The following is a 20,475-nucleotide window of genomic DNA, read 5'->3' on the forward strand; positions in this document are numbered from 1 at the left end:
CTCCCGGCCTTCGTCGCTACGAGCCCGCCGCCGTGTCGCACGCCTGCCCCCGCAGGGTGCGCGCCAGGTCGTCCCGCGCCTCCAGGACCAGACGGCGCAGGGCCGGTGCGGCGTCCTCGTGGGCGGTGAGCCAGGCGTCCGTCGCGTCCAGGGTCTCCTGGGAGTCCCGCAGGGACGGGAACAGGCCCTTGACCACGTCCATGGCGATCTGGATGGACCGCTCGGCCCAGACGCGCTCGATGGCCGCGAAGTACTTCGCGGCGTAGGGAGCAAGCAGCTCCCGCTGGGCGGGCTGCGCGAAGCCCGCGATGGTCGCCTCGACCAGCGCGTTGGACAGCGCGTCCGACTCGACGACCTGCGCCCAGGCCTGGGCCTTGACCGCCGCCGAGGGGCGGGCGGCGAGGCAGCGGACCTGGTGGCGCTTGCCGGAGGCCGTGTCGTCGCGGGCCAGTTCGGCCGCGAGGAGGGACTCGTCGGCGATGCCGTGCGCGGCCAGCGGCTCCAGGAACGCCCAGCGCAGCTCCTGGTCGACATCCAGGCCGTCGACCTTGGCGGTGCCCTCGAGGAGGTGCAGCAGCAGGTGCAGATCGGCCTGGTCGGAGGCGACCGTCGCGAAGAAACGGGCCCAGGTCAGCTGGTGCTGGCTGCCGGGCTCGGCGAGCCGCAGCTCCTTCAGGGCGCCCTGGGCGAGCAGCCGGCCGCCCTCCGCACGCCAGTCGGGGGCCGCGTAGTGGACGAGCGCCGAGTGCGCCCAGGCGTGCAGCATCTGCAGGACGCCGATGTCGGACTCGCGGCCCGCGAAGCGCAGCACCAGTCCCACGAAGTCCCGGGCCGGCATCAGCGCGTCCCGGGTGAGGTTCCACAGCGCCGACCAGCACAGCGCGCGGGCGAGCGGGTCGGTGATGTCGCCGAGCCGCTCGCGCAGCGTGGCCAGCGAGTTCTCGTCGAAGCGGATCTTGCAGTACGTGAGGTCGTCGTCGTTGACGAGGACCAGCTCGGGGGCGTCCGCGCCGACCAGCTCCTCGACCACCGTACGGGGGCCGACGACGTCGACCTCGGCGCGCGCGTACCGCACCAGGGAGCCGTCGGCGTCCTCACGCCGGTACAGGCCCACCGCCACGCGGTGCGGGCGCAGTTCGGGGTGCGACTCGGGGGCCTCCTGGAGCACGGCCAGCTCCGTGATGCGGCCCTCGGCGCTCAGGATCACCTGCGGGGTGAGGGAGTTCACCCCGGCCGTCTGGAGCCAAGCGCGCGACCAGGTGGCCAGATCGCGCCCGCTGGTCTCCTCCAGCGCCGACAGCAGATCGCCGAGGCGCGTGTTGCCGTACGCGTTCCGCTTGAAGTAGCGGCGCGCGCCCTCCAGGAACGCGTCCTGGCCGACGTACGCGACGAGCTGCTTGAGCACGCTCGCGCCCTTCGCGTACGTGATCCCGTCGAAGTTGAGCTTGGCGTCCTGGAGGTCGCGGATGTCGGCCGTGATGGGGTGGGTGGAGGGCAGCTGGTCGGCGCGGTACGCCCAGGCCTTGCGGCGGTTGGCGAAGGTGATCCAGCCGTTCTCGAAGCGGGTCGCCCCGACCAGCGCGAACGCGCCCATGAAGTCGGCGAAGGACTCCTTGAGCCACAGGTCGTCCCACCACTCCATGGTGACGAGGTCGCCGAACCACATGTGCGCCATCTCGTGCAGGATGACGTTGGCCCGGCCCTCGTACGACGCCTGCGTCACCTTGCCGCGGAAGATGAACTCCTCGCGGAAGGTGACGAGCCCCGGGTTCTCCATCGCGCCGAGGTTGTACTCGGGCACGAACGCCTGGTCGTACTTCCCGAACGGGTAGGGGAAGTCGAAGTGGTCGTGGAAGAAGTCGAGCCCCTGCTTGGTCACCAGGAACACGTCGTCGGAGTCGAAGTGGGGCGCGAGCCCCTTGCGGCACATCGCGCCGAGCGGGATCTCCAGCGTCGTACCGTCGTCGAAGGTGCGCGCGTAGCTGTCCGTGACGTAGTGGTACGGGCCCGCCACGAACGCGGTGATGTACGTGGAGATCGGCTTGGTCTCGGCGAACTTCCACACACCGTCGACGAGTTCACCGACGCCGTTGCTCCAGACCGTCCACCCCTCCGGGGCCCGCACCTCGGAGCGGAAGGGGGCCTTGAGGTCCGGCTGCTCGAAGTTCGCGAAGACGCGTCGGGAGTCGGCGGGCTCGTACTGGGTGTAGAGGTAGACCTCGCCGTCCTCGGGGTCGACGAAGCGGTGCATGCCCTCGCCGGTGCGGGAGTAGGCGCACTGCGCGTCGACGACCAGCTCGTTGTCGGCCCGGAGGTCCTCGAGGCGGATGCGGGAGCCGTCGAAGACCTCGCCGGGGTCCAGATCCTTGCCGTTGAGCGACACGGCGGTGACGCTCGGTGCGAGCAGGTCGGCGAAGCTCGTGGCGCCCGGCTCCGCGCAGCGGAAGCGGATCGTGGTCACCGAGCGGAACGTGCGCGGCTCGGCCTCGAGGTCGCCCAGCGCGGAGCGCAGGTCGAGGGAGACCTCGTACCCGTCCACGGACAGCAGCGCTGCCCGCTCCTGGGCCTCGTCGCGGGTCAGATTCTCACCGGGCACGGGCGGCACTCCCTCGGGGCGTCATGGAATGGACATGGGTACTGCGGAACGGACAGGAGCGATCCTGCCATGTGCCCCTGACGTGGGACACCCGGGAATGAGGCGTGACACCCGGGAATGAGGCGAGCGGCCTCCGGTGTTGCTGCGGGAAACACCGCTTTCCGAGGAGAACCATGCCCGAGACCCTCTCCACCAAGACCCCCGTCGACTTCTGGTTCGACCCGCTGTGCCCCTGGGCCTGGATGACCTCGCGCTGGGTGCTGGAAGTGGAGAAGGTCCGGGACATCGAGGTCCGCTGGCACATCATGAGCCTCGCGGTCCTCAACGAGGACAAGCTGGACCAGCTGCCCGAGGAGTACCGGGACATGCTGGCCACCAAGGCCTGGAAGCCGATCCGGGTGGTCACCGCCGCCTGGCAGAAGCACGGCGAGGACGTCCTCGGCCCGCTCTACACCGCGCTCGGCACCCGTATCCACAACCAGGGCGAGGGCCCGACCATCGAGGCGATCGCGGGCGCGCTCGAGGACGTCGGCCTCCCGGCCTCCCTGCTCGACTACGCCGACCAGGAGAACTTCGAGTTCGATGCCGAGCTGCGCGCCTCCCACAAGGAGGGCATCGACAAGGTCGGCCAGGAGGTCGGCACCCCGGTGATCGCGCTCCCCGGCGACGACGGCGAGCAGATCGCCTTCTTCGGCCCGGTCGTCACGCCCACCCCGCAGGGCGAGGCCGCGGCCAGGCTGTGGGACGGCACGCTGCTGGTCGCCTCGACCCCCGGCTTCTACGAGATCAAGCGGACCCGCACGAAGGGCCCGGACTTCAGCAACCTGTAGGGGGCACCAGGAGTCATTCCGGGTTGGGCATCTTCTGGGGCGGGTCGAACGGCTTGACCCTCGACGCCGTGCGGATGTTGCGGCAGTCGAAGTCGGTTCGCCCGCAGATCCAGTAGTCGTCCACATACGCGTTCGTCTTCTGGAGGTTCGCCAGCTTGCGGATGATGTTCCGCTCCCGGTCGTCCCGGGGCTGGCGGTGCGGCTGGTAGGACCCACACGTGTAGCAGGGGTACGTCATTTCCCTCGGCATCCCGCAAACGATGCCCCGGAAGCCCGCATACCGTAAGGCCCCGTGAGGCTCCTTTTCGCTCCTCACGGGGCCTTCGTGGTACTCCTGACAGACCCGGACGGCGGGCTTCCGTCGGAGCGCACACGTGGGCGCGCCCCGACCGGGATACTGGCGGGTCATGAGTACGACGAGCATGACCCACAGCGCCGTGAGTCCCGCAGCCTCAGTCAGCACGACCCTGCTGCTCGCCCGGCACGGCCGGACCGTCTGGCATGCCGAGAACCGCTACGCCGGAGTGAGCGACGTCCCGCTCGCCGACGAGGGCCGTGCCCAGGCCGAGGCCCTCGGCCGCTGGGCCGCCGCGCACCCCGTGGACGCCGTCTGGACGTCGACCCTCTCGCGCGCCGTCGCCACGGCCGAGCCCGCCTGCCGCGCCCTCGGCCTCATCGCGCACCGCGAACCCGCCCTGCGCGAATGCGACTTCGGGGTGGTGGAGGGCCATACCCTCGCCGAGTTCGAGGCCGAGAACCCGGCCCGGGCGAAGGCGTTCCGGGTCGACCCGGTGTCGTACCCCTTCCCGGAGGCGGAGGACCCGCGCACCGCGGCGGCCCGCGGGGCGGCCGTCCTGCGCCGGATTGAGGCCGCGCACCAAGGCGAACGCGTCCTGGTCGTCGCCCACAACACACTGCTCCGGCTGGTGCTCTGCTCGCTGCTGTCCATCCCCCTGGGCGAGTACCGCAGGGTCCTGCCGCGGCTGCGCAACGCCGCGATCACCGAACTGCGCATGACGGACGGGACCGCCGCGCTGCTGTCGCTCAACGTGCCCTGCGCGTGACGCGGGCCGTGTGCACAGGAGGGCCCCCGCGAGTCACGTCCTCGCGGGGGCCCTCCGTTTCTCCGCCTGCCACGTGAAAGGTGAGAAGACGATCACGAGCAGGACGTTTCCTGTCTGCCTCAGGGGGTCGGCAGCAACACGTTCGCGCGGGACCTGGCCGCCTCGTGACGCCGGGCCACGTCCTGCCAGTCGACGACCTGCCACATCGCGTCGATGAAGTCGACCTTCTGGTTGCGGTACTGGAGGTAGAAGGCGTGCTCCCAGGCGTCGAACACCAGGATCGGCACCGAGCCCTGCCCCACGTTGCCCTGGTGGTCGTAGATCTGCTCGACGACGAGGCGACCGCTGAGCGGCTCATAGGCGAGGACGCCCCAGCCGGAGCCCTGGGTGGTCGCGGCGGCCTTCGTCAGCTGCGCCTTGAACCCGGCGAAGGAGCCGAACGATTCGGTGATCGCGTCCGCGAGCTCTCCCAGACCGTCCACGGCGAGGGGCTCACCGCCGCCGTTCCCGGTCATGTTCGTCCAGTAGATGCTGTGCAGGATGTGGCCGGAGAGATGGAAGGCCAGGTTCTTCTCCAGGCCGTTGACCGCCCCCCACGACTCCTTGTCACGCGCCTCGGCGAGCTGCTCCAGCGTGTCGTTGGCCCCCTTCACATACGCCGCGTGGTGCTTGTCGTGGTGCAGCTCGATGATCTCGGGGCTGATCACGGGTGCGAGCGCGGCGTAGTCGTAGGGCAGCTCAGGGAGCGTGTAGACGGGCATGGCGGGGTCCCCTCCGGCCTCGTAAGACCTTATTGCACATAGCTTGCAATTGCACGTTAGCAACAAAAAGGCCCTCGTGCGGGTCGCACGAGGGCCTTTCGGGGAGCGGGAACGGTCGGCGGTCCGGGGCGCCGGAACGGTCAGCGGGCCGCGCGTGCCCGCTGCCAGGCGTATCCGACGGCCGCCAGGAACAGCGTCATCCCGCCCGTCGAGTACAGCTGCACCCGGGTGTCCGGCTGCCGGGCCATCAGGACGAAGATCGCGGCCATGCCGGCCAGCGCCACCCAGGTCAGCGCCGGGAACAGCCACATCCGCACGACCAGCTTCTCCGGTGCCTCGCGCTCCACCCGGCGCCGCAGCAGCAGCTGCGAGACCGCGATGAAGATCCACACGACCAGGATCACCGCGCCGATCATGTTCAGCAGCCAGGGGAAGACGTCGTCCGGCCGCCAGTAGCTCAGCAGCACGCACACGAAGCCGAAGACGCAGGAGACGAGCACCGCGACCCGCGGGACCCCGGCCGAGACCCCGCCGAGGGCCTTCGGGCCCTGGCCGCGCTCCACCAGCGAATAGGCGATGCGCGAGGAGCCGTAGATGTTGGCGTTCATCGCCGAGAGCAGCGCGACGAACACGACCACGTTCATCAGCTGACCGGCGCCGGGGATGCCCAGGTGGTCGAGGGCGGCGACGTACGGGCCCTTCTCGACGACCTCCTTCGAGTCCCAGGGGACCAGCGTGACGATGACCGCCATGGAGCCGATGTAGAAGAGCGCGATGCGCCACATCGCCGTACGGACGGCGCGCGCGACGCCCTGGACCGGGTTCTGCGACTCGGCCGCCGCGATGGTGACCGTCTCCAGACCGCCGTACGCGAAGACCGACGCGAGCAGACCGACGACCAGCCCCTCGCTGCCGTGCGGGAGGAAGCCGCCCTGGCCGGTGAGGTTCGCGGTGCCGGGGGAGTCGGTGCCCGGCAGGACGCCCGCGACGGCCAGTACGCCAAGGACCAGGAACAGGCCGATCGCGCCGACCTTCAGCGCGGCGAACCAGAACTCGAACTCGCCGAAGTTCTTCACGGCGGCGAGGTTCGCGACACAGAAGACCACCATGAACAGGGCGACCCAGGCCCACTCGGGCGTGCCGGGCAGCCAGCCGGTGACGATCTTCGCCGCCCCGATCCCCTCCAGCCCCACGGCCGTGCAGAGCAGCACCCAGAAGGACCACCCCGCGGTGAAGCCCGCCCACGGTCCGATCGCCCGCTCGGCGTGCGCCGAGAACGAGCCCGAGGACGGATACGCGGCGGACATCTCGCCGAGCATCCGCATCACCAGCATGACCAGCAGGCCGGAGACCGCGTACGCGATCACGATCGAGGGTCCGGCGGCGGCGATCCCCGCGCCGGACCCCACGAACAGACCGGCGCCGATCACACCGCCGAGGGCGATCATCGACAGGTGGCGCTGCTTGAGGCCGTGGGACAGCGGGGCGTGTGCGTCGGGAGCGTTGGGTGGGGTGTCGAGGGTGGTGCGGGACATGAGAGCGGGTGGTCCCTTACGTGCGAGTGGGCAAAAACGCCCACAGTCTGGGCAGCCTCTCCGCTCAGGGGGAGAGGCTGCCCAGTATGCGGACACCCGCGGTACGGAGCGTGAGATTCCCTTTACTCGGCCACGGACGTGCGGTGCGTGTTACCCGGCCACGGACGTGTAGTGCGAGGCGTCGCCCTCGATCGCGTAGCTCTCCTTGCCCTCGACGCCGACCGGCACGTCACCGGCGACGGTCACCCGGTGCAGGCGGCGCGGCCGGCCGTCGTAGTTGTCGATCGCGTAGTGCTGGGTGATCCGGTTGTCGAACAGGACCAGCTGGTTCGGGGACCAGCGCCAGCGCAGGATGTTCTCCGGCCGGGTGACGTACGACTGGAACAGGTCGAGCAGCTTGCGGGACTCGCCCACCGACAGCCCGGCGATCCGCTGCGCGAACCCGCCGATGAACAGCCCGCGCTCACCCGTCAGCGGGTGGACCCGGACGACGGGATGGGCGGTACGGAACTTGATGGACGTGAACTGGGCGCGCTGGGCCGCCTGTTCCTCGTCGATCTGCTCGTCGGGCACCGCGTAGTCGTAGTCGTTGGTGTGCTCGGCCCACAGGGTGTCGGCGAGCGCGCGCAGCGGGGCGGGCAGGTCCCGGTAGGCGGCCGCCGAACTGGCGATCAGCGTCTCGCCGCCGTACGGCGGGACCGTGATGCTGCGCAGGGTGCTGGCCTGGGGCGGGTTGAGGACGAAGGTCACGTCGGTGTGCCAGTGGTTGGCGCGCCCGCGCTCGCTGTCGACGGGGAGCACGTTCGGGGCGCCGTCGACGGCGGCCACCGTCGGGTGGGCGGTGGTGAGGTCGCCGAAGTGGCGGGCGAAGGCCTGCTGGCCCTCGTCGTCGAGGTGCACGTCGTCGAAGGCCAGGGCCTTGTGGACGTTGAGGGCCTCGTGGATCGCGGTGACCTGTTCCTCGTCGAGCGGCTTGGAGATGTCTACGCCGGAGACCCGGGCGCCGATGTTCGCGGTGACCTTGCTGATCTCGATGGACATGCGGGGTCGTCCTCTCAGACCGTGGCGAGTGCGGGAGTGAGGTACTGGTTGGCGGGGCGGGGGAGGCCGTAGCGCTCCCGGAGGGTCCGGCGCGGTCCGTACTCCGTGCGGAGCAGGCCGCGGGCCCGCAGGATCGGGACGACGTGGTCGACGAACAGACCGAGACCGGAGGGAAGTACGGCGGGCATGATGTTGAAGCCGTCGGCGGCGCCGCGCGTGAACCACTCCTCGATCGCGTCGGCGACCTGCTCCGGCGTGCCGGCGAAGGTGAGGTGCCCGCGCCCGCCGCCCAGTCGCCCGATCAGCTGCCGTACGGTGAGCCGTTCGCGGCGGGCGAGTTCGACGACGAGCGTGTAGCGGCTCTTGGCGCCCTCGATGACGTCCTCGGGCGGCAGGTCCGCTGGCAGCTGGGCGTCCAACTCCAAGGTTCCGGATTCCAGTTGCAGCAGGTGCTCCAGACGGGCCACGCCGTGCGTGTACACGATGTGGTCCTCCAGGACCTGTTCGTTCGCCCGCGCCTCGGCCTCCGTCGAGCCGAGCACCGGGACGATGCCGGGCAGCACCTTGATGTGCTCGGGGTCCCGACCGGCAGCCGCCGTACGGGACTTGAGGTCCGCGTAGAAGGCCTGGGCGTCGGCGAGGGTCTGCTGCGCGGTGAACACCGCCTCCGCGTAGCGCGCCGCGAACGTCTTGCCGTCCTCGCTCGACCCCGCCTGCACGAGCAGCGGGTATCCCTGCGGCGAGCGGGGCACGTTCAGGGCGCCCTCGACACTGAAGTACGTGCCCTGGTGGCGCGGCGGGTGGATCTTGGCGTCGTCGCCCCACACGCCGGCCGCCTTGTCGGCGACGATCGCGTCGTCCTCCCAGCTGTCCCAGAGCTTGAGCGAGACGTCCAGGAACTCGGCGGCGCGCGCGTACCGTTCGGCGTGCGCGGGCTCGGCGTCGAGGCCGAAGTTGCGGGCGGCCTCCGCACCGGCCGTGGTGACGATGTTCCAGCCCGCCCGACCGCCGCTGATGATGTCGAGAGAGGCGAACTTGCGGGCCAGGTTGTAGGGGGAGTTGTAGGACGTGGACGCCGTGGCGATCAGGCCGATGTGCTCGGTGGCCGTCGCCAGTGCGGTGAGCAGGGTGAGCGGTTCCAGGGCGCCGGCCGGTCGTTGGGCCAGGTTGCTCCACAACTGGGGTCCGTCGGCCAGGAAGAGGGAGTCGAAGGTGCCGCGTTCGGCGATCCGGGCCAGCTCGACGTAGTGGTCGAGTTCGACGTGGGCGTACGGGTCGCTCTCCGGCAGCCGCCAGGACGCCTCGTGATGGCCGGTGTTCATCAGGAAGGCGTTGAGGTGGAGTCGGCGGGTCATGCGTGGTCCTCCGTCACACCGAGGGCGGCAAGAAGGCGCTCCCGGTATTCACTCAGTACCGGCTCCCGGTAGGAGCGCGGGTGGGGGCGGTCGATGGTCAGGTCGAGACCGATCCGGCCCCGGTCGAGCACGAGCACCCGGTCGGCGAGCACGATCGCCTCGTCCACGTCGTGGGTGACGAGCAGCACGGAGGGCCGGTGGCGCTCCCACAGCTCGCGCAGCAGGACATGCATCCGGATCCGGGTCAGCGCGTCCAGCGCGCCGAACGGCTCGTCGGCCAGCAGGAGTTCGGGCTCACGGACGAGCGAGCGGGCCAGGGCGGCGCGCTGGGCCTCGCCGCCGGACAGCTCGTTGGGCCAGGCGCGTTCGCGGCCTTTCAGGCCCACCTCGGCGAGGGCTTCGCGGCCCTTCTCGGCCGCTTCCTTGCCGTTCGTGCCGAGCAGCACGTTGTCGAGGACCCGCCGCCAGGGCAGCAGCCGGGAGTCCTGGAAGACGACCGACACCCGCTCCGGTGCGGTGAGCCGGCCGCTTCCGGCGACCTCGTGGTCCAGGCCCGCGATGGCCCGCAGCAGCGTGCTCTTGCCGGAACCGCTGTGCCCGAGCAGGGCAGTGAACTGTCCGGCGGGCAGGTCGAGGTCGATGTCGTCGAGGACCGTGCGGCCGTCGAACGACCGTGTAAGACCCCGGAGTCGGACGGCGGGGGCGGTTGTCAGCTGCTGAGTGTGCGGCGCCATGACAGCACCCTCCGTTCGACGAGACGGACCGCGCTGTCGGAGAGCAGGCCGAAGACGCCGTAGATCAGCAGGCCGACCAGGATGACGTCCGACTGGCCGTAGTTCTGGGCCTGGAACATCAGGTAGCCGAGTCCGCTGGTGGCGTTGATCTGCTCCAGGACCACCAGGCTCAGCCAGGAGCCGGTCACCCCGAGGCGCAGTCCGACGAAGAAGCCGGGCAGTGCGCCGGGGATGACGATCTGGCGGACGAACTGGAGCCTCGACAGGCCCTGGACCTCGGCGAGTTCGACGTAGCGGTGGTCGATGCCGGACAGCGCGGCGTGCAGGTTGAGGTAGATCGGGATGTAGACGACGATCGCGATGATGGCGATCTTGAAGGTCTCGCCGATGCCCAGCCAGAGGATGAACAGCGGGATCAGGCCCAGGGTCGGGATCGCCCGGTTGAGCTGCACGGTCCCGTCGATCAGCGCCTCGCCGATCCGGCTGAGCCCGGCCGCCAGCGCGAGGACCACACCGGCGGTCAGGCCCAGCGCGAAGCCGTATCCCGCGCGTTCCAGGGAGGTGCGGACGTCGGTGGGGAGCGTGCCGTCGGTCCACAGGTGACCGGCGGTCTTCAGGACCGTCCAGGGCGCCGGGATCGCACCCGGGTCCAGCTGTCCGGCGGCGGAGGCGGCCGCCCACAGGGCGAGGAAGAGGGCGGGGCCGATGAGCCGGGAGGCGGGCAGGCGCTTGCCGGGAGCGAGGCCGCGGCGTCGCCTGCGCCGTACGGCAGGTGTGTCCTCGGCGGCGGTCACCGGCACGGTGGTCGTGGTCGTGGTGGTCGTCATGGCCGTCACTTCCGGTACTCCGCCGGGACGGCCTTCGCCGCGATGCCCTCGAAGCGCCGGTCGAAGAGCGAGCCGACCTTGAACGCCTTCACGAAACCGCCCTCGGCCAGCAGATCGGCGGTCTCCTGCTCCCACTTCACCGCCTCGTCCCAGCTGGGCGGGAACAGCGGCTTGTTGGCGAGCTCCGTGATCGACCGGGCCTGTGCGAGCGTGAGGTTCTGCGTCTTGACGTAGAACTCCTCGTTCCAGGCGTCCGGGTGCTCGTACGCCCACACCTGCCCCTGCGCCCAGCGCGGGATGTACGCGGCGACGGCCGCCGCCTTCGCCGGGTCGGCCAGCACGGAGGTGGGCGCCCACAGCAGGTTGAGCAGGTCGACCACGTCGGTGGTGATCGCGCGGGCGCCCTTCGACTCGTACTGCTTGAGGTACGCCGGTGTCTGGCTGTTGGCGAGCGGGGCGATGTCGACCTGGCCCGACTGCAGGGCCGTGAAGAACTGGTTGCTGGTCAGCGGGACCAGCTTCACCTCGTCGTACGCGAGCCCGGCCTCCTTCAACGCCCTCAGCAGGACGACGCCCTGGGCCTGTCCCTGGGAGAACGCCAGCTTCCTGCCCTTGAAGTCCGCGAGGGTGTGGATGTCGCTGCCGGGCTTGGTCGCGAAGAGGTAGTTGGGCTTGCGGGTGACGTCGATCGCGACGATCTTGGCGTCGTAGCCCTGGTAGTGCGCCTGGATCGGCGGGATACCCGCGTTGTTGGCGACGTCCAGGGACTTGGCGCGGAAGGCGTTGATGACATCGGGGCCGGCGCCGATGTTCACCCAGCTGGAGACGGTGAACGGCAGGTCGGTGAGGCCCGCGAGCTTGAACTGGAGCTGCTGGACGTTCTGGTACGAGGCGATCTTGAGGCTCGTACCGGAGGGGACCTTGGCGGACAGCGGGGCGGACAGGGACCCCTTGGACTTGCTGTCGGCGGCACTGGCTCCCGCGCAACCGCTCAGTCCGGCCGCGGCGGCCACGCCGAGCAGGGAGGACAGGAACAGCCGCCGGTCCACACCGGGCGCGATAGGGGACGACGAAGGAGACAGAGGTGACATGGGAGGACTCCGGGGATCCAAGTGACGGAAATGCGCGCGGAATTCCGGGCAGGGGGAATTCACCGAGGGAAGGAAGTGAAAGCAGCGAAATACGCGCGCATGAGGAGACGGGAGGCGCACGCCGAGGGCGCGGCAGAAGAAACCGGGTGATCGTCTACGCGTCGATGCGTCAACGCGTCAGCAGGTCAAGGCGCCGACGCGGCAGTGACCCGGCGTCAGCAACAACGCGTGCGTGCGACCCGCATAAGGTCGACGACGCGGCACTTGGTCAGCGGAACCTGCACCCGCGAGCTGCTCATGAGAAGGATGCTCCTGTCCTCGGACGACCGCTGTCAACATTCCGAGTTTCTGAATTAATTCGTCCCCGGTGACAGGCTCAGCGGATCCCGGTACACCACGTCGAGTGCCACCGATCCACCCGCCACGGCGAGGACGGATTCCGGGAAACTGGTCGGCAGGACGGAAGCCGCCCGGTCCGCACCCACCTCCGCGCGCAGCGCCCCGAGGCAGTCCTCCCGATGCACGGTCCCGACCTCCGCGACGACGACCGTGTCCGGATTGAGCACGTCCAGCAGCAGCCGGGCCGCCCGCCCGACCGTCCGGGCCCGCTCCAGCAGCAGACGTACGGCGACGGGGTCGCCGTCGGCCGCGGCGCCGACCACGTGCATCGGGTCGGCGATGGTGATGACCCCCGCCTCCCGTGCCCGCCGGCACAGTGTCCGCTCGCTCAACTCGGCCTGAAGGCAGCCGGTCCGGCCGCAGTCGCACCGCTCCGAGCCGCCCGGCAACGGCAGATGGGCGATGGTCCCGGCCTGGGAGCGGGGACCGTGGTGCACCTCGTCGTGGGTGGCGAAGGCGGCGTCCACCACGTTGCCGACGAACAGGTGCAGCACGCTGCGGCTGCCGCGCGCCCGCCCGAACAGCCGCTCTCCGTTGACCAACGCCCGCGCGTGCCCGTCCACATGGACCGGCAGTCCGCTCCGCGTGCCGAGCGCGCCCCGGACGTCGACGTCACGCCAGCCGAGCAGCGCGTGTTCCACGATCATCCCGGAGTCGCGGTCCACCCAGCCGCCGGCCGCGACACCGACGCCGAGGGGGGTGCGGCCGGGGTGGTCGGTGAGCAGGGCGGCCAGCCCGGCGGCGGCGTTCGCGAGTACGCGGTCGGGCTCCGTGCCGTCGTCGTGGGCGAGCCGTCGCTCCGTGACGACCCGGCCGCGCAGGTCGAGCAGGGCGACGGTGGTGTAGGGGACGGCCACGTGGACCCCGCCGACCACGAACCGGGAGTCGTCCAGGTGGATGGGGACGTGAGGACGTCCGACGCCGTTCGACTGCCGGGGCGTCGGAGCCTCCCGGATCAGGCCGAGCGCGGTGAACCGGGCGCAGTAGTCGGTCACCGAGGCGGGGGAGAGGCCGGTCAGCCGGGCGACGGTGCTGCGGGCGACCGGGCCGTGTTCCAGCACGGAGCGCAGGATGACGCTGGCGCTGGTGCGACGGCGGTCGCCTGCGGTGGCGCGGTGGGGTGTCGTGGGCGGGGAGGGGGAGAGGGAGGCAAGGGAGGTACGAGGCATGGCGCTTCCTGGGGAGCGTGTCCGAAACGGTCGCGTCTCGGCGAGCCGGATGCGCTCCGCCCGCCCTACCCGGGGCGACAGGTGGCGGTGCCCTGGCGTCGCAGGTCGACATAGCGACGCGACGCGAAGTTCTCAGCCTGGGCAACCATGCCCTGAAGGGTAGGTCTTACCCCCGATTCCGGCCAGAGGCGCCGTCCTTCGGCCGTCGGCCGACCCGGGGCTTTCAGGGGCGCGGGGAACTGCGCGAACGGCCCCCACCGGGCCGCAGCCGAACGAAGACGCCCGACGGGGTCCGGGGCGGAGCCCCGGAGGGATGGGACGGGTAGGGGCGGCGGGGGCGAATTGGCGAGACCCTACAGAGCGCGCTCGAAGCTCCCCCGGGACAAAACCATCCCACCTCAGTGACCAGCATCACGCCCCGATAGGTGTACGCGGCCTCCTTTGTAAGGGCTCCACCAAGTCCCGGATCCCCGCTTTGTCGATCGCACACGGTGATCCACCCGCCCCCCTGGGATAGCGTCACCGTGTCCCGACCCCCCCCGTCACCCGCCGGAGTCCCCATGAGCACCGCTGCCGCCACCCCCCGCCAAGGCATCCGCCCCGGCGAGGTCCTCGCCGACCTGCTCCCGGCCTCCCGCGTCAGGGACATCACCCTCGTACTCGGCGGAGCCGCCCTCACCGGCCTCGCCGCCCAGATCTCCCTGCCCGTGCCGGGCTCCCCGGTCCCGGTGACCGGACAGACCTTCGCCGCCCTCCTCGTCGGCACGGCCCTCGGCGCGGGCCGCGGCTTCCTCTCGCTCGCGCTCTACGCCCTGGTCGGCATGGCGGGCATGCCGTGGTTCGCCGACGGCGGCTCCGGCACCGCCGCCCCGTCCCTCGGCTACATCCTCGGCATGATGTTCGCCTCCGCCGCCGTGGGCGCCCTCGCACGCCGTGGCGCCGACCGCTCGTTCCTGCGCACCGCGGGCACGATGCTGCTGGGCGAGGCGATCATCTACGCGGTCGGCCTCCCGTACCTGGCCGCCGCCACCGGCATGTCGCTGAGCGCGACCCTCGCGGCGGGGTTCACCCCGTTCCTGATCGGCGACGCCCTGAAGGCGGCGCTGGCGATGGGCGTCCTGCCGACCGCCTGGAAGTTCCTCAACCGCTGAGGCCGTAGTCCCCTCGAAAGAGGTTCGCAGTCCCCTCGCAAGAGGCTCGCCGGGTCGTACTCCGACTTCGACCCGGCGAGCCTCTTCCGCGTTGTGGGGAAGGTGGGCCGGGGACGCCGCGCACACGGCGTCCCCGCCCACCCGGTCACGACTGCGGCTGCCGACGGGGCCGCCGCTGGGCCCACCACATTCCCGCCACCCCGACGGAGACGAGCGCCGCCCCCGCCGCGCCGAGCGGCAGCAGGTCACTCCCGGCGCCGGTCTTGGGCAACTGGTCGCCGCCGGGTGTCACCGGCTTGTTCTCGGTGTCGAGCAGCAGCGGAGTGGCCGGGGCGTTCGGCGACGGGTTCGTCGTACCGAACGGCACCGGGCCCTGCTGCCAGAACGTCTTCTTTCCGTCGCTGTCCTGTACCGGCAGGCAGATCTTTCCGGTCTTGCTCAGATCGAAGGTCGCGGCGACGGCGTACGACTGCGACTTTCCGGCCGCGAGATTTCCGACATCGCACACGAATCCACTGTTCGAACCCTTGGGCAGATCCTTGTCCGCCATGGCGGAACAACCCTTGACACTCTTGACCTGTAGGCCGTCGAATCCGACCACCAGTAGCCGGATCTTTCCGCTGTCCTTGGTTCCCTCATTCTTCACCGTGGCGGTCAGCGCCGTTTCGTGCGAGCTGTTGTCCACCGAGATCTTCTCGGGCAGCAACGTGGTCAGCTTCACCCCCGCCGGCGCCGGGTCCATGGCCTTTCCCCCCTTGCTGCTCCCCGGTCCCTGGTCGTCCGCGACGGCGGTGAAGGAAAGGATCATCACGGCCGAGAAAGATGCCGTGAGCAGTGATCCTGCGATGGTCATCGTGTGACGAGAACTCATGTTCGCCCCCCTTGGCTGCGCCTGAATTCGCAGTACTTGAAGAGGTACCACAAGATTTCTCCGCACTATGCTGGTACGGCATGAAGTGTGACCATTGTGTTTCTGCTGTGTCGGACGATTGTGGCGGGTGTTGAGGGGGTGCAGGGGATTGACGGGGAATACGAGTGGTGGTGTTCCGGGATTATTGGTGACGGGTCGATATCGGCTGGCCGAGAGTATTGGCCAGGGGGGAATGGGACGGGTGTGGCGAGCCACCGACGAAATGCTCGACCGGCAGGTCGCCGTCAAGGAAATGCGGATCGACGGACTCGACCCGGAGGACACCCGAACCCGCCGCGAACGCACCCTGCGCGAAGCCAGGGCCACGGCCCGGATCGACCATCCCAATGTCGTGCGCATCTACGACGTCGTGGACCAGGGCGAGCGGCTGTGGATCGTCATGGAACTCGTCGCCGGCCGCTCTCTCGAACAACTCGTGGTCGAGGACGGACCGCTCGACCCGCCCACCGCGGCCCGCATCGGACTCGAACTGGTCGCGGCCCTGCGCCAGGTGCACGCCGGGGGAGTACTCCACCGGGACATCAAGCCGGGCAACGTCCTGGTCGAACGGCGCGGACACCGTGTCGTCCTCACCGACTTCGGCATCGCCGCGCTCCAGGACGCGGAGGCGCTCACCATGGTCGGGATGCTGGTCGGCTCCCCTGACTACATGGCACCCGAGCGTGTCTCCGGACGCCCCCAGGGTCCGCCGTCCGACGTCTGGTCGCTGGGGGCGACGCTCTGTGCGGCCCTCGGTGGCCGCTCTCCGTTCTCCCGTTCGACCACGCTGGCGACGTTGCACGCGGTCCTGTACGAGGAGCCCGAGCTTCCTTCCACGGCGGGTGACTTGGGGGAGATCCTGGCCGCCCTGCTGGAGAAGGAGCCGTCGACCCGACCGGGTCTGGCGGAGCTGGAGACGGCGTTGCGCCCGATTGCCTTCCCTCGACCGGAGGAGACCGAATCTCCGGAAGCGGGGCTCGTCCCCGAACCAGCGGCGGATTCACCGGATTCACCGGAAGCGCCAGAGACACGGGAACCATCGGAAGCGGCAGAGGCACGGGAGGTACCGGAGGCATCCAAGACGGCGGAGGCATCCAAGACGGCGGAGGCATCCAAGACGTCAGAGGTGGGAGGGACGGCTGAGGCTCCGGATGCAGTGGAGGCACCGGAGGCATCGGAGACACCGGAAGCCGCGCCGCCCCCCGTCCCCCCTTTCCACCAGGAGTCGCCCACGCGCGCGCTCCTGGACGTGAGCCTCATACGCGCGGCGCAACACCTCCCGCCCCAGCGGGCTCCCGAGCCGACCCCCGCACCAGACTCCGAGCCGGACCCCGTACAGGACGCCATCCCGGAGCCCGTTCCCCTACCCGATCCAACCCCCGAACCCCCACCCCCACCAGCGCCCACCCCTGCCCCCGAACCAGCCCCCGAGCCCCTCGCACCCCCGCCGCTTCCCGAACCCCCCTCCCTCGCCACGCACACCACGGTCTCCCGCGCGGTGGTCATGCCGCCGGGCGAACTCCCCGGCCCCGCCGTGCCCGCCGTCCCACGGCGGGGCCGGCGCCGGATGGGCCTGGCCGCCGCCGGTGGCGTGGTGATCGTGGGAACCGTCGTCGGGCTCGTCATGACGCAGACGGGCGGCTCCTCCCACGACACGACCGGCGCGTCGACCTCGACCTCGCCATCGGCCTCGTCGACGTCACCGAACTCCGCGCAGAACCCGTCCACCACCCCCTCCTCCCCACCCCCCACCGTCGACGGCACATCACGCCCGCCGAGCCTGCCGGCGGGCGCCCGGAAGGAGGCCGGACTGTACGCGTGGGTGCCGCCGCAGGGTTGGCAGCGGGTGGCGCAGAGCGGTTCCGAGGTGCACTACACCTCGCCCGACCGTGCGCAGGAGATCGTGGCCAACGCGACCCCGGCCCGTGGTGACCTGCTGGCGCAGTGGCAGCAGGCGGAGGTGAGTACGAGCAAGGGCCTGAACTACCGCCGGATCCGCCTGGAGCGCACCACGTTCCGCGGCGCGCCCGCGGTCGTCTGGGAGTACACCGTCACGGCCAGGGGGCGGCTCTGGCACGTCCGACTGCTCGGCTTCCGCTCCGGCGGCACGTCGTACGAGATCAGCACCTGGTACCACCCCGACATCGAGGCGACCGCGCTCCCCGTCTACGACGCGGTCAAGAAGAGCTTCACGCCCCTGTGAACGGGGAGGGGCCCGGCGGCAGCTGCCGCCGGGCCCCTCCCCGCTACCGATTCCGTCTTACCGATTCCGCCGGAATCCGCGTCCGTGTGCTCAGGCCTCCGACGCGGCGTCGACCGGCTCCTTGGCGTCCACCGGCGCGTCGACGCCCGCGGGCTCGGTCGCCGCGGAGCCGCCGAGCCTCTGCTTCACGAAGGCGATCGCGAGGACGATCGCGGCGACGAGCAGCGACAGCAGCACGGTCTCGCGTCCGTCGTGTTCCGTGTCGGTCAGCATGTAGCCGAGGACGAAGACGATCAGCGCGGCCGTCGCCCAGGTCAGGTAGGGGTACAGCCACATCTTCACGACCAGCTTCTCCGGCGCCTCGCGCTGGATGATCTTCCGCATCCGCAGCTGCGAGAAGCAGATGACCAGCCAGACGAACAGGGCGACCGCGCCGGAGGAGTTGACGAGGAAGAGGAAGACCGAGTCCGGGAACTTGTAGTTGAAGAAGACGGCGACGAAGCCGAAGACGACCGAGACGACGATCGCGGCCATCGGGACACCGCGCGAGGTGGTCTTCGCGAACACCTTGGGCGCGTCGCCACGCTCACCGAGCGAGAACGCCATCCGGGAGGCCGTGTAGAGCCCGGAGTTCAGGCAGGACAGCACGGAGGTCAGCACGATGAAGTTCATGATCTCACCGGCGTGCGCGATGCCGAGGGAGTCGAGGGCGGCGACGTAGGAGCCCTTGTCCTTGATCGAGGGGTCGTTCCACGGCAGCAGGGCCACGACGACGAGGATCGAGCCCAGGTAGAAGACGCCGATGCGCCAGATGATGCTGTTGGTGGACTTGGTGACGGCCCGCTGCGGGTCCTCGGACTCGCCGGCGGCGAGGGTCGCGATCTCGCTGCCCATGAAGGAGAAGACGACCAGGAGCACACCGGTGAGGATCGCGCCGGGCCCGTGCGGCAGGAAGCCGCCGTGCTCGGTCAGATTCCCCAGGCCGGCCTTCGGGGCGTCGACGCCCGGCAGCACGCCGAAGATCGCGAGCCCGCCGACGATGATGAACGCGCCGATCGCCACGACCTTGATCCCGGCGAACCAGAACTCGAACTCACCGTACGAGCCGACGGAGACCAGGTTGGTCGCGGTGAGCACGATCATCACGATGAGCGCCCAGCCCCACTGCGGTACGCCGGGCATCCACCCTTCGAGGATCTTGGCTCCCGCGGTCGCCTCGACGGCCAGCACGACCACCCAGAAGAACCAGTACAGCCAGCCGATCGAGAAACCGGCCCAGCGCCCGAGCGCGCGGTCCGCGTGCGCGGAGAACGAACCGGAGGTCGGGTTCGCGGCGGACATCTCGCCCAGCATCCGCATCACCAGCACCACGAGCGTGCCGACGAGGGCGTAGGAGAGGAGGATTCCGGGGCCCGCGGTGGCGATACCGGAGCTGGAGCCCACGAAGAGGCCGGCTCCGATGACGCCACCAATGGCGATCATGGTCAGATGACGGTTCTTGAGTCCGGCCTGGAGGCCCGAACCGGGTTCTCCGGGGCCTCCGTGGCCGCTTGCGGCCTTTGTGGGGGTCGGCTGCGAGGTCATGAGGGGGATTCCTTTGCGCCGGGTGAGCAGATTCCCGTACGAGCGGTGTACGGACCCGAGCGGGCCCTTGTAGGGACCCTGTAACGAGCCGGTCCAGTGAATCGGAGGCAAAGGAATTCGTGAACCTTTGAATCCAGATCGTTACTTGAGGTTTCCTTGAGGTTTGTAGCCTTGCTCACAGTTTTCGCCAACGACACCCGGCGAGGTCCATCCGAAACGGCCGTGTCACACTCGGACCATGCGCGTGTATCTCGGCTCCGATCATGCCGGTTTCGAACTCAAGAACCACCTCGTCGAGTGGCTCAAGGCCGCCGGGCACGAGCCCGTCGACTGCGGGCCCCTCATCTACGACGCCCAGGACGACTACCCGCCGTTCTGCCTCCGCGCGGCGGAGCGTACGGCGGCCGATCCCGAGGCCCTCGGCATCGTGATCGGCGGCTCCGGCAACGGGGAGCAGATCGCGGCGAACAAGGTGGCCGGGGTTCGTGCCGCGCTCGCCTGGAGCGAGGAGACGGCGTCGCTGGGGCGGCAGCACAACAACGCCAACGTGGTGGCGGTGGGTGCGCGGATGCACTCCGAGGAGGAGGCGACGAAGTTCGTGGAGGTCTTCCTCTCCACGCCCTTCTCCGGTGACGAGCGCCACATTCGCCGCATCGACATGCTGTCGGCCTACGAAAAGACCGGCGACCTCCCGCCCGTCCCGCCCCACCACCCCCAGCAGGCCTGAGCCTTCGGCCGCGTGGGGGTTGCTCGCGCCTAGGGGTTCGGGGCTGCGCCCCGGATCCCCGGCCGTGCGAAGTTCTTCGGCCTCGGGTGGGTGGGGGTTGCTCGCGCAGTTCCCCGCGTCCCTGAGGGATCGGGGCTGCGCCCCGGATCCCCCGTCCGCCCGGAGGTCTTCGTCCGCGGGCCGGCGGGGGCTGGTCGCGCAGTTCCCCGCGCCCCTAAAAGCCCCATCCCATCCGGCGCCGGAGAACAAGCCCCCGCCCCGACCCGCACCTCCGGTCCGTCCGGAGCCTGAGGACAAGCCCGAAGCCGATGCCCCACCCGCCCCGGCCCGCGTCTCCAGCCCGTCCGGCGTTTGAGGACGAGGCCGTGCAGGCCGATGCGGGACGTCCGGGGCGGAGCCCCGCAGGGGTCCAGGGGGCGGCAGCCCCCGGCGGGGTGCGCGGGCGGAGCCCCGCGGGGGATTCGGGGGCGTGCCCCTGGTGGGGTGCAGGGGCGGCAG

17 protein-coding genes are annotated in these 20,475 nt (G+C 70.2%); 5 read left to right on the plus strand and 12 right to left on the minus strand.

The features are described from left to right. Positions 1-16: 16 nt before the first annotated feature. Complete coding sequence (gene pepN / locus ACZ7M3_RS13595) at positions 17-2,596, minus strand: aminopeptidase N (protein ID WP_472063179.1); 2,580 nt, start codon at positions 2,594-2,596, stop codon at positions 17-19. Between the two features lie 173 nt (positions 2,597-2,769). Here pepN and ACZ7M3_RS13600 point away from each other — a divergent pair, with 173 nt between their 5' ends. Further along, on the plus strand, positions 2,770-3,426 hold the full coding sequence (locus ACZ7M3_RS13600) for a mycothiol-dependent nitroreductase Rv2466c family protein (RefSeq protein ID WP_393013941.1): 657 nt from the start codon (positions 2,770-2,772) through the stop codon (positions 3,424-3,426). A gap of 13 nt (positions 3,427-3,439) precedes the next feature. Here ACZ7M3_RS13600 and ACZ7M3_RS13605 read toward each other — a convergent pair whose 3' ends face one another. Then, positions 3,440-3,676, minus strand: a complete 237-nt coding sequence (locus ACZ7M3_RS13605; RefSeq protein WP_472063181.1) for a hypothetical protein — start codon at positions 3,674-3,676, stop codon at positions 3,440-3,442. A gap of 157 nt (positions 3,677-3,833) precedes the next feature. Here ACZ7M3_RS13605 and ACZ7M3_RS13610 point away from each other — a divergent pair, with 157 nt between their 5' ends. Next, entirely contained in the window at positions 3,834-4,490 is a 657-nt protein-coding gene (locus ACZ7M3_RS13610) for a histidine phosphatase family protein (RefSeq protein ID WP_472063183.1), read from the plus strand. A 119-nt stretch (positions 4,491-4,609) separates the two neighbouring features. On the opposite strand, the gene ACZ7M3_RS13615 is transcribed toward ACZ7M3_RS13610, so the two are convergent. The 8 genes from ACZ7M3_RS13615 to ACZ7M3_RS13650 form a co-directional block, all read right to left on the minus strand. Next, the gene (locus ACZ7M3_RS13615) at positions 4,610-5,251 is read right to left on the minus strand and encodes a superoxide dismutase (RefSeq protein ID WP_472063185.1); all 642 of its coding nucleotides are present in this window, start codon (positions 5,249-5,251) and stop codon (positions 4,610-4,612) included. Between the two features lie 140 nt (positions 5,252-5,391). Further along, positions 5,392-6,786: an amino acid permease gene (locus ACZ7M3_RS13620; protein WP_472063187.1), complete on the minus strand. Its 1,395-nt coding sequence runs from the start codon at positions 6,784-6,786 to the stop codon at positions 5,392-5,394. A 150-nt stretch (positions 6,787-6,936) separates the two neighbouring features. Continuing rightward, positions 6,937-7,827, minus strand: coding sequence for a TauD/TfdA dioxygenase family protein (locus ACZ7M3_RS13625; RefSeq protein ID WP_472063189.1), 891 nt, complete (start codon positions 7,825-7,827; stop codon positions 6,937-6,939). Between the two features lie 14 nt (positions 7,828-7,841). Continuing rightward, positions 7,842-9,182: an LLM class flavin-dependent oxidoreductase gene (locus ACZ7M3_RS13630; RefSeq protein WP_472063191.1), complete on the minus strand. Its 1,341-nt coding sequence runs from the start codon at positions 9,180-9,182 to the stop codon at positions 7,842-7,844. Next, complete coding sequence (locus tag ACZ7M3_RS13635; protein ID WP_472063193.1) at positions 9,179-9,916, minus strand: ABC transporter ATP-binding protein; 738 nt, start codon at positions 9,914-9,916, stop codon at positions 9,179-9,181. Before ACZ7M3_RS13635 ends, ACZ7M3_RS13630 begins: the two co-directional genes overlap by 4 nt. Continuing rightward, on the minus strand, positions 9,892-10,743 hold the full coding sequence (locus tag ACZ7M3_RS13640) for an ABC transporter permease (RefSeq protein ID WP_472063195.1): 852 nt from the start codon (positions 10,741-10,743) through the stop codon (positions 9,892-9,894). Before ACZ7M3_RS13640 ends, ACZ7M3_RS13635 begins: the two co-directional genes overlap by 25 nt. 5 nt (positions 10,744-10,748) lie before the next feature. Continuing rightward, complete coding sequence (locus tag ACZ7M3_RS13645) at positions 10,749-11,834, minus strand: ABC transporter substrate-binding protein (RefSeq protein ID WP_472063197.1); 1,086 nt, start codon at positions 11,832-11,834, stop codon at positions 10,749-10,751. A gap of 353 nt (positions 11,835-12,187) precedes the next feature. After that, positions 12,188-13,402, minus strand: coding sequence for an ROK family protein (locus tag ACZ7M3_RS13650; protein WP_472063199.1), 1,215 nt, complete (start codon positions 13,400-13,402; stop codon positions 12,188-12,190). 560 nt (positions 13,403-13,962) lie between these two features. Between ACZ7M3_RS13650 and ACZ7M3_RS13655 the strand changes: the two genes are divergently transcribed. Continuing rightward, positions 13,963-14,553, plus strand: coding sequence for a biotin transporter BioY (locus ACZ7M3_RS13655; RefSeq protein ID WP_075031829.1), 591 nt, complete (start codon positions 13,963-13,965; stop codon positions 14,551-14,553). A gap of 145 nt (positions 14,554-14,698) precedes the next feature. Here the strand turns inward: ACZ7M3_RS13655 and ACZ7M3_RS13660 are convergent, their stop codons facing one another. After that, entirely contained in the window at positions 14,699-15,424 is a 726-nt protein-coding gene (locus tag ACZ7M3_RS13660) for an LPXTG cell wall anchor domain-containing protein (RefSeq protein WP_472063201.1), read from the minus strand. Positions 15,425-15,656: 232 nt separating this feature from the next. On the opposite strand from ACZ7M3_RS13660, the gene ACZ7M3_RS13665 reads away from it, so the two are divergent. Beyond that, a complete protein-coding gene (locus ACZ7M3_RS13665) occupies positions 15,657-17,666 on the plus strand; it encodes a serine/threonine-protein kinase (RefSeq protein WP_472063203.1) in 2,010 nt (669 codons plus the stop codon). 90 nt (positions 17,667-17,756) lie between these two features. Here the strand turns inward: ACZ7M3_RS13665 and ACZ7M3_RS13670 are convergent, their stop codons facing one another. Beyond that, positions 17,757-19,250 carry an amino acid permease gene (locus tag ACZ7M3_RS13670; protein ID WP_472063205.1) on the minus strand — a complete coding sequence of 498 codons (1,494 nt, stop codon included), beginning with the start codon at positions 19,248-19,250 and terminating at the stop codon, positions 17,757-17,759. A gap of 238 nt (positions 19,251-19,488) precedes the next feature. On the opposite strand from ACZ7M3_RS13670, the gene ACZ7M3_RS13675 reads away from it, so the two are divergent. Next, positions 19,489-19,977, plus strand: coding sequence for a ribose-5-phosphate isomerase (locus tag ACZ7M3_RS13675; protein ID WP_095854679.1), 489 nt, complete (start codon positions 19,489-19,491; stop codon positions 19,975-19,977). Positions 19,978-20,475: the final 498 nt, after the last annotated feature.

This window comes from Streptomyces sp. NPDC111656 (assembly GCF_055656965.1).

What these genes read in the sequence shown, in the direction of transcription:
- ACZ7M3_RS13600 (WP_393013941.1), top strand. Translation starts at nt 2,770, where the DNA reads ATGCCCGAGACCCTCTCCACCAAGACCCCCGTCGACTTCTGGTTCGAC.
- ACZ7M3_RS13605 (WP_472063181.1), bottom strand. Translation starts at nt 3,676, where the DNA reads ATGCCGAGGGAAATGACGTACCCCTGCTACACGTGTGGGTCCTACCAG.
- ACZ7M3_RS13610 (WP_472063183.1), top strand. Translation starts at nt 3,834, where the DNA reads ATGAGTACGACGAGCATGACCCACAGCGCCGTGAGTCCCGCAGCCTCA.
- ACZ7M3_RS13615 (WP_472063185.1), bottom strand. Translation starts at nt 5,251, where the DNA reads ATGCCCGTCTACACGCTCCCTGAGCTGCCCTACGACTACGCCGCGCTC.
- ACZ7M3_RS13620 (WP_472063187.1), bottom strand. Translation starts at nt 6,786, where the DNA reads ATGTCCCGCACCACCCTCGACACCCCACCCAACGCTCCCGACGCACAC.
- ACZ7M3_RS13625 (WP_472063189.1), bottom strand. Translation starts at nt 7,827, where the DNA reads ATGTCCATCGAGATCAGCAAGGTCACCGCGAACATCGGCGCCCGGGTC.
- ACZ7M3_RS13630 (WP_472063191.1), bottom strand. Translation starts at nt 9,182, where the DNA reads ATGACCCGCCGACTCCACCTCAACGCCTTCCTGATGAACACCGGCCAT.
- ACZ7M3_RS13635 (WP_472063193.1), bottom strand. Translation starts at nt 9,916, where the DNA reads ATGGCGCCGCACACTCAGCAGCTGACAACCGCCCCCGCCGTCCGACTC.
- ACZ7M3_RS13640 (WP_472063195.1), bottom strand. Translation starts at nt 10,743, where the DNA reads ATGACGACCACCACGACCACGACCACCGTGCCGGTGACCGCCGCCGAG.
- ACZ7M3_RS13645 (WP_472063197.1), bottom strand. Translation starts at nt 11,834, where the DNA reads ATGTCACCTCTGTCTCCTTCGTCGTCCCCTATCGCGCCCGGTGTGGAC.
- ACZ7M3_RS13650 (WP_472063199.1), bottom strand. Translation starts at nt 13,402, where the DNA reads ATGCCTCGTACCTCCCTTGCCTCCCTCTCCCCCTCCCCGCCCACGACA.
- ACZ7M3_RS13655 (WP_075031829.1), top strand. Translation starts at nt 13,963, where the DNA reads ATGAGCACCGCTGCCGCCACCCCCCGCCAAGGCATCCGCCCCGGCGAG.
- ACZ7M3_RS13660 (WP_472063201.1), bottom strand. Translation starts at nt 15,424, where the DNA reads ATGAGTTCTCGTCACACGATGACCATCGCAGGATCACTGCTCACGGCA.
- ACZ7M3_RS13665 (WP_472063203.1), top strand. Translation starts at nt 15,657, where the DNA reads ATGGGACGGGTGTGGCGAGCCACCGACGAAATGCTCGACCGGCAGGTC.
- ACZ7M3_RS13670 (WP_472063205.1), bottom strand. Translation starts at nt 19,250, where the DNA reads ATGACCTCGCAGCCGACCCCCACAAAGGCCGCAAGCGGCCACGGAGGC.
- ACZ7M3_RS13675 (WP_095854679.1), top strand. Translation starts at nt 19,489, where the DNA reads ATGCGCGTGTATCTCGGCTCCGATCATGCCGGTTTCGAACTCAAGAAC.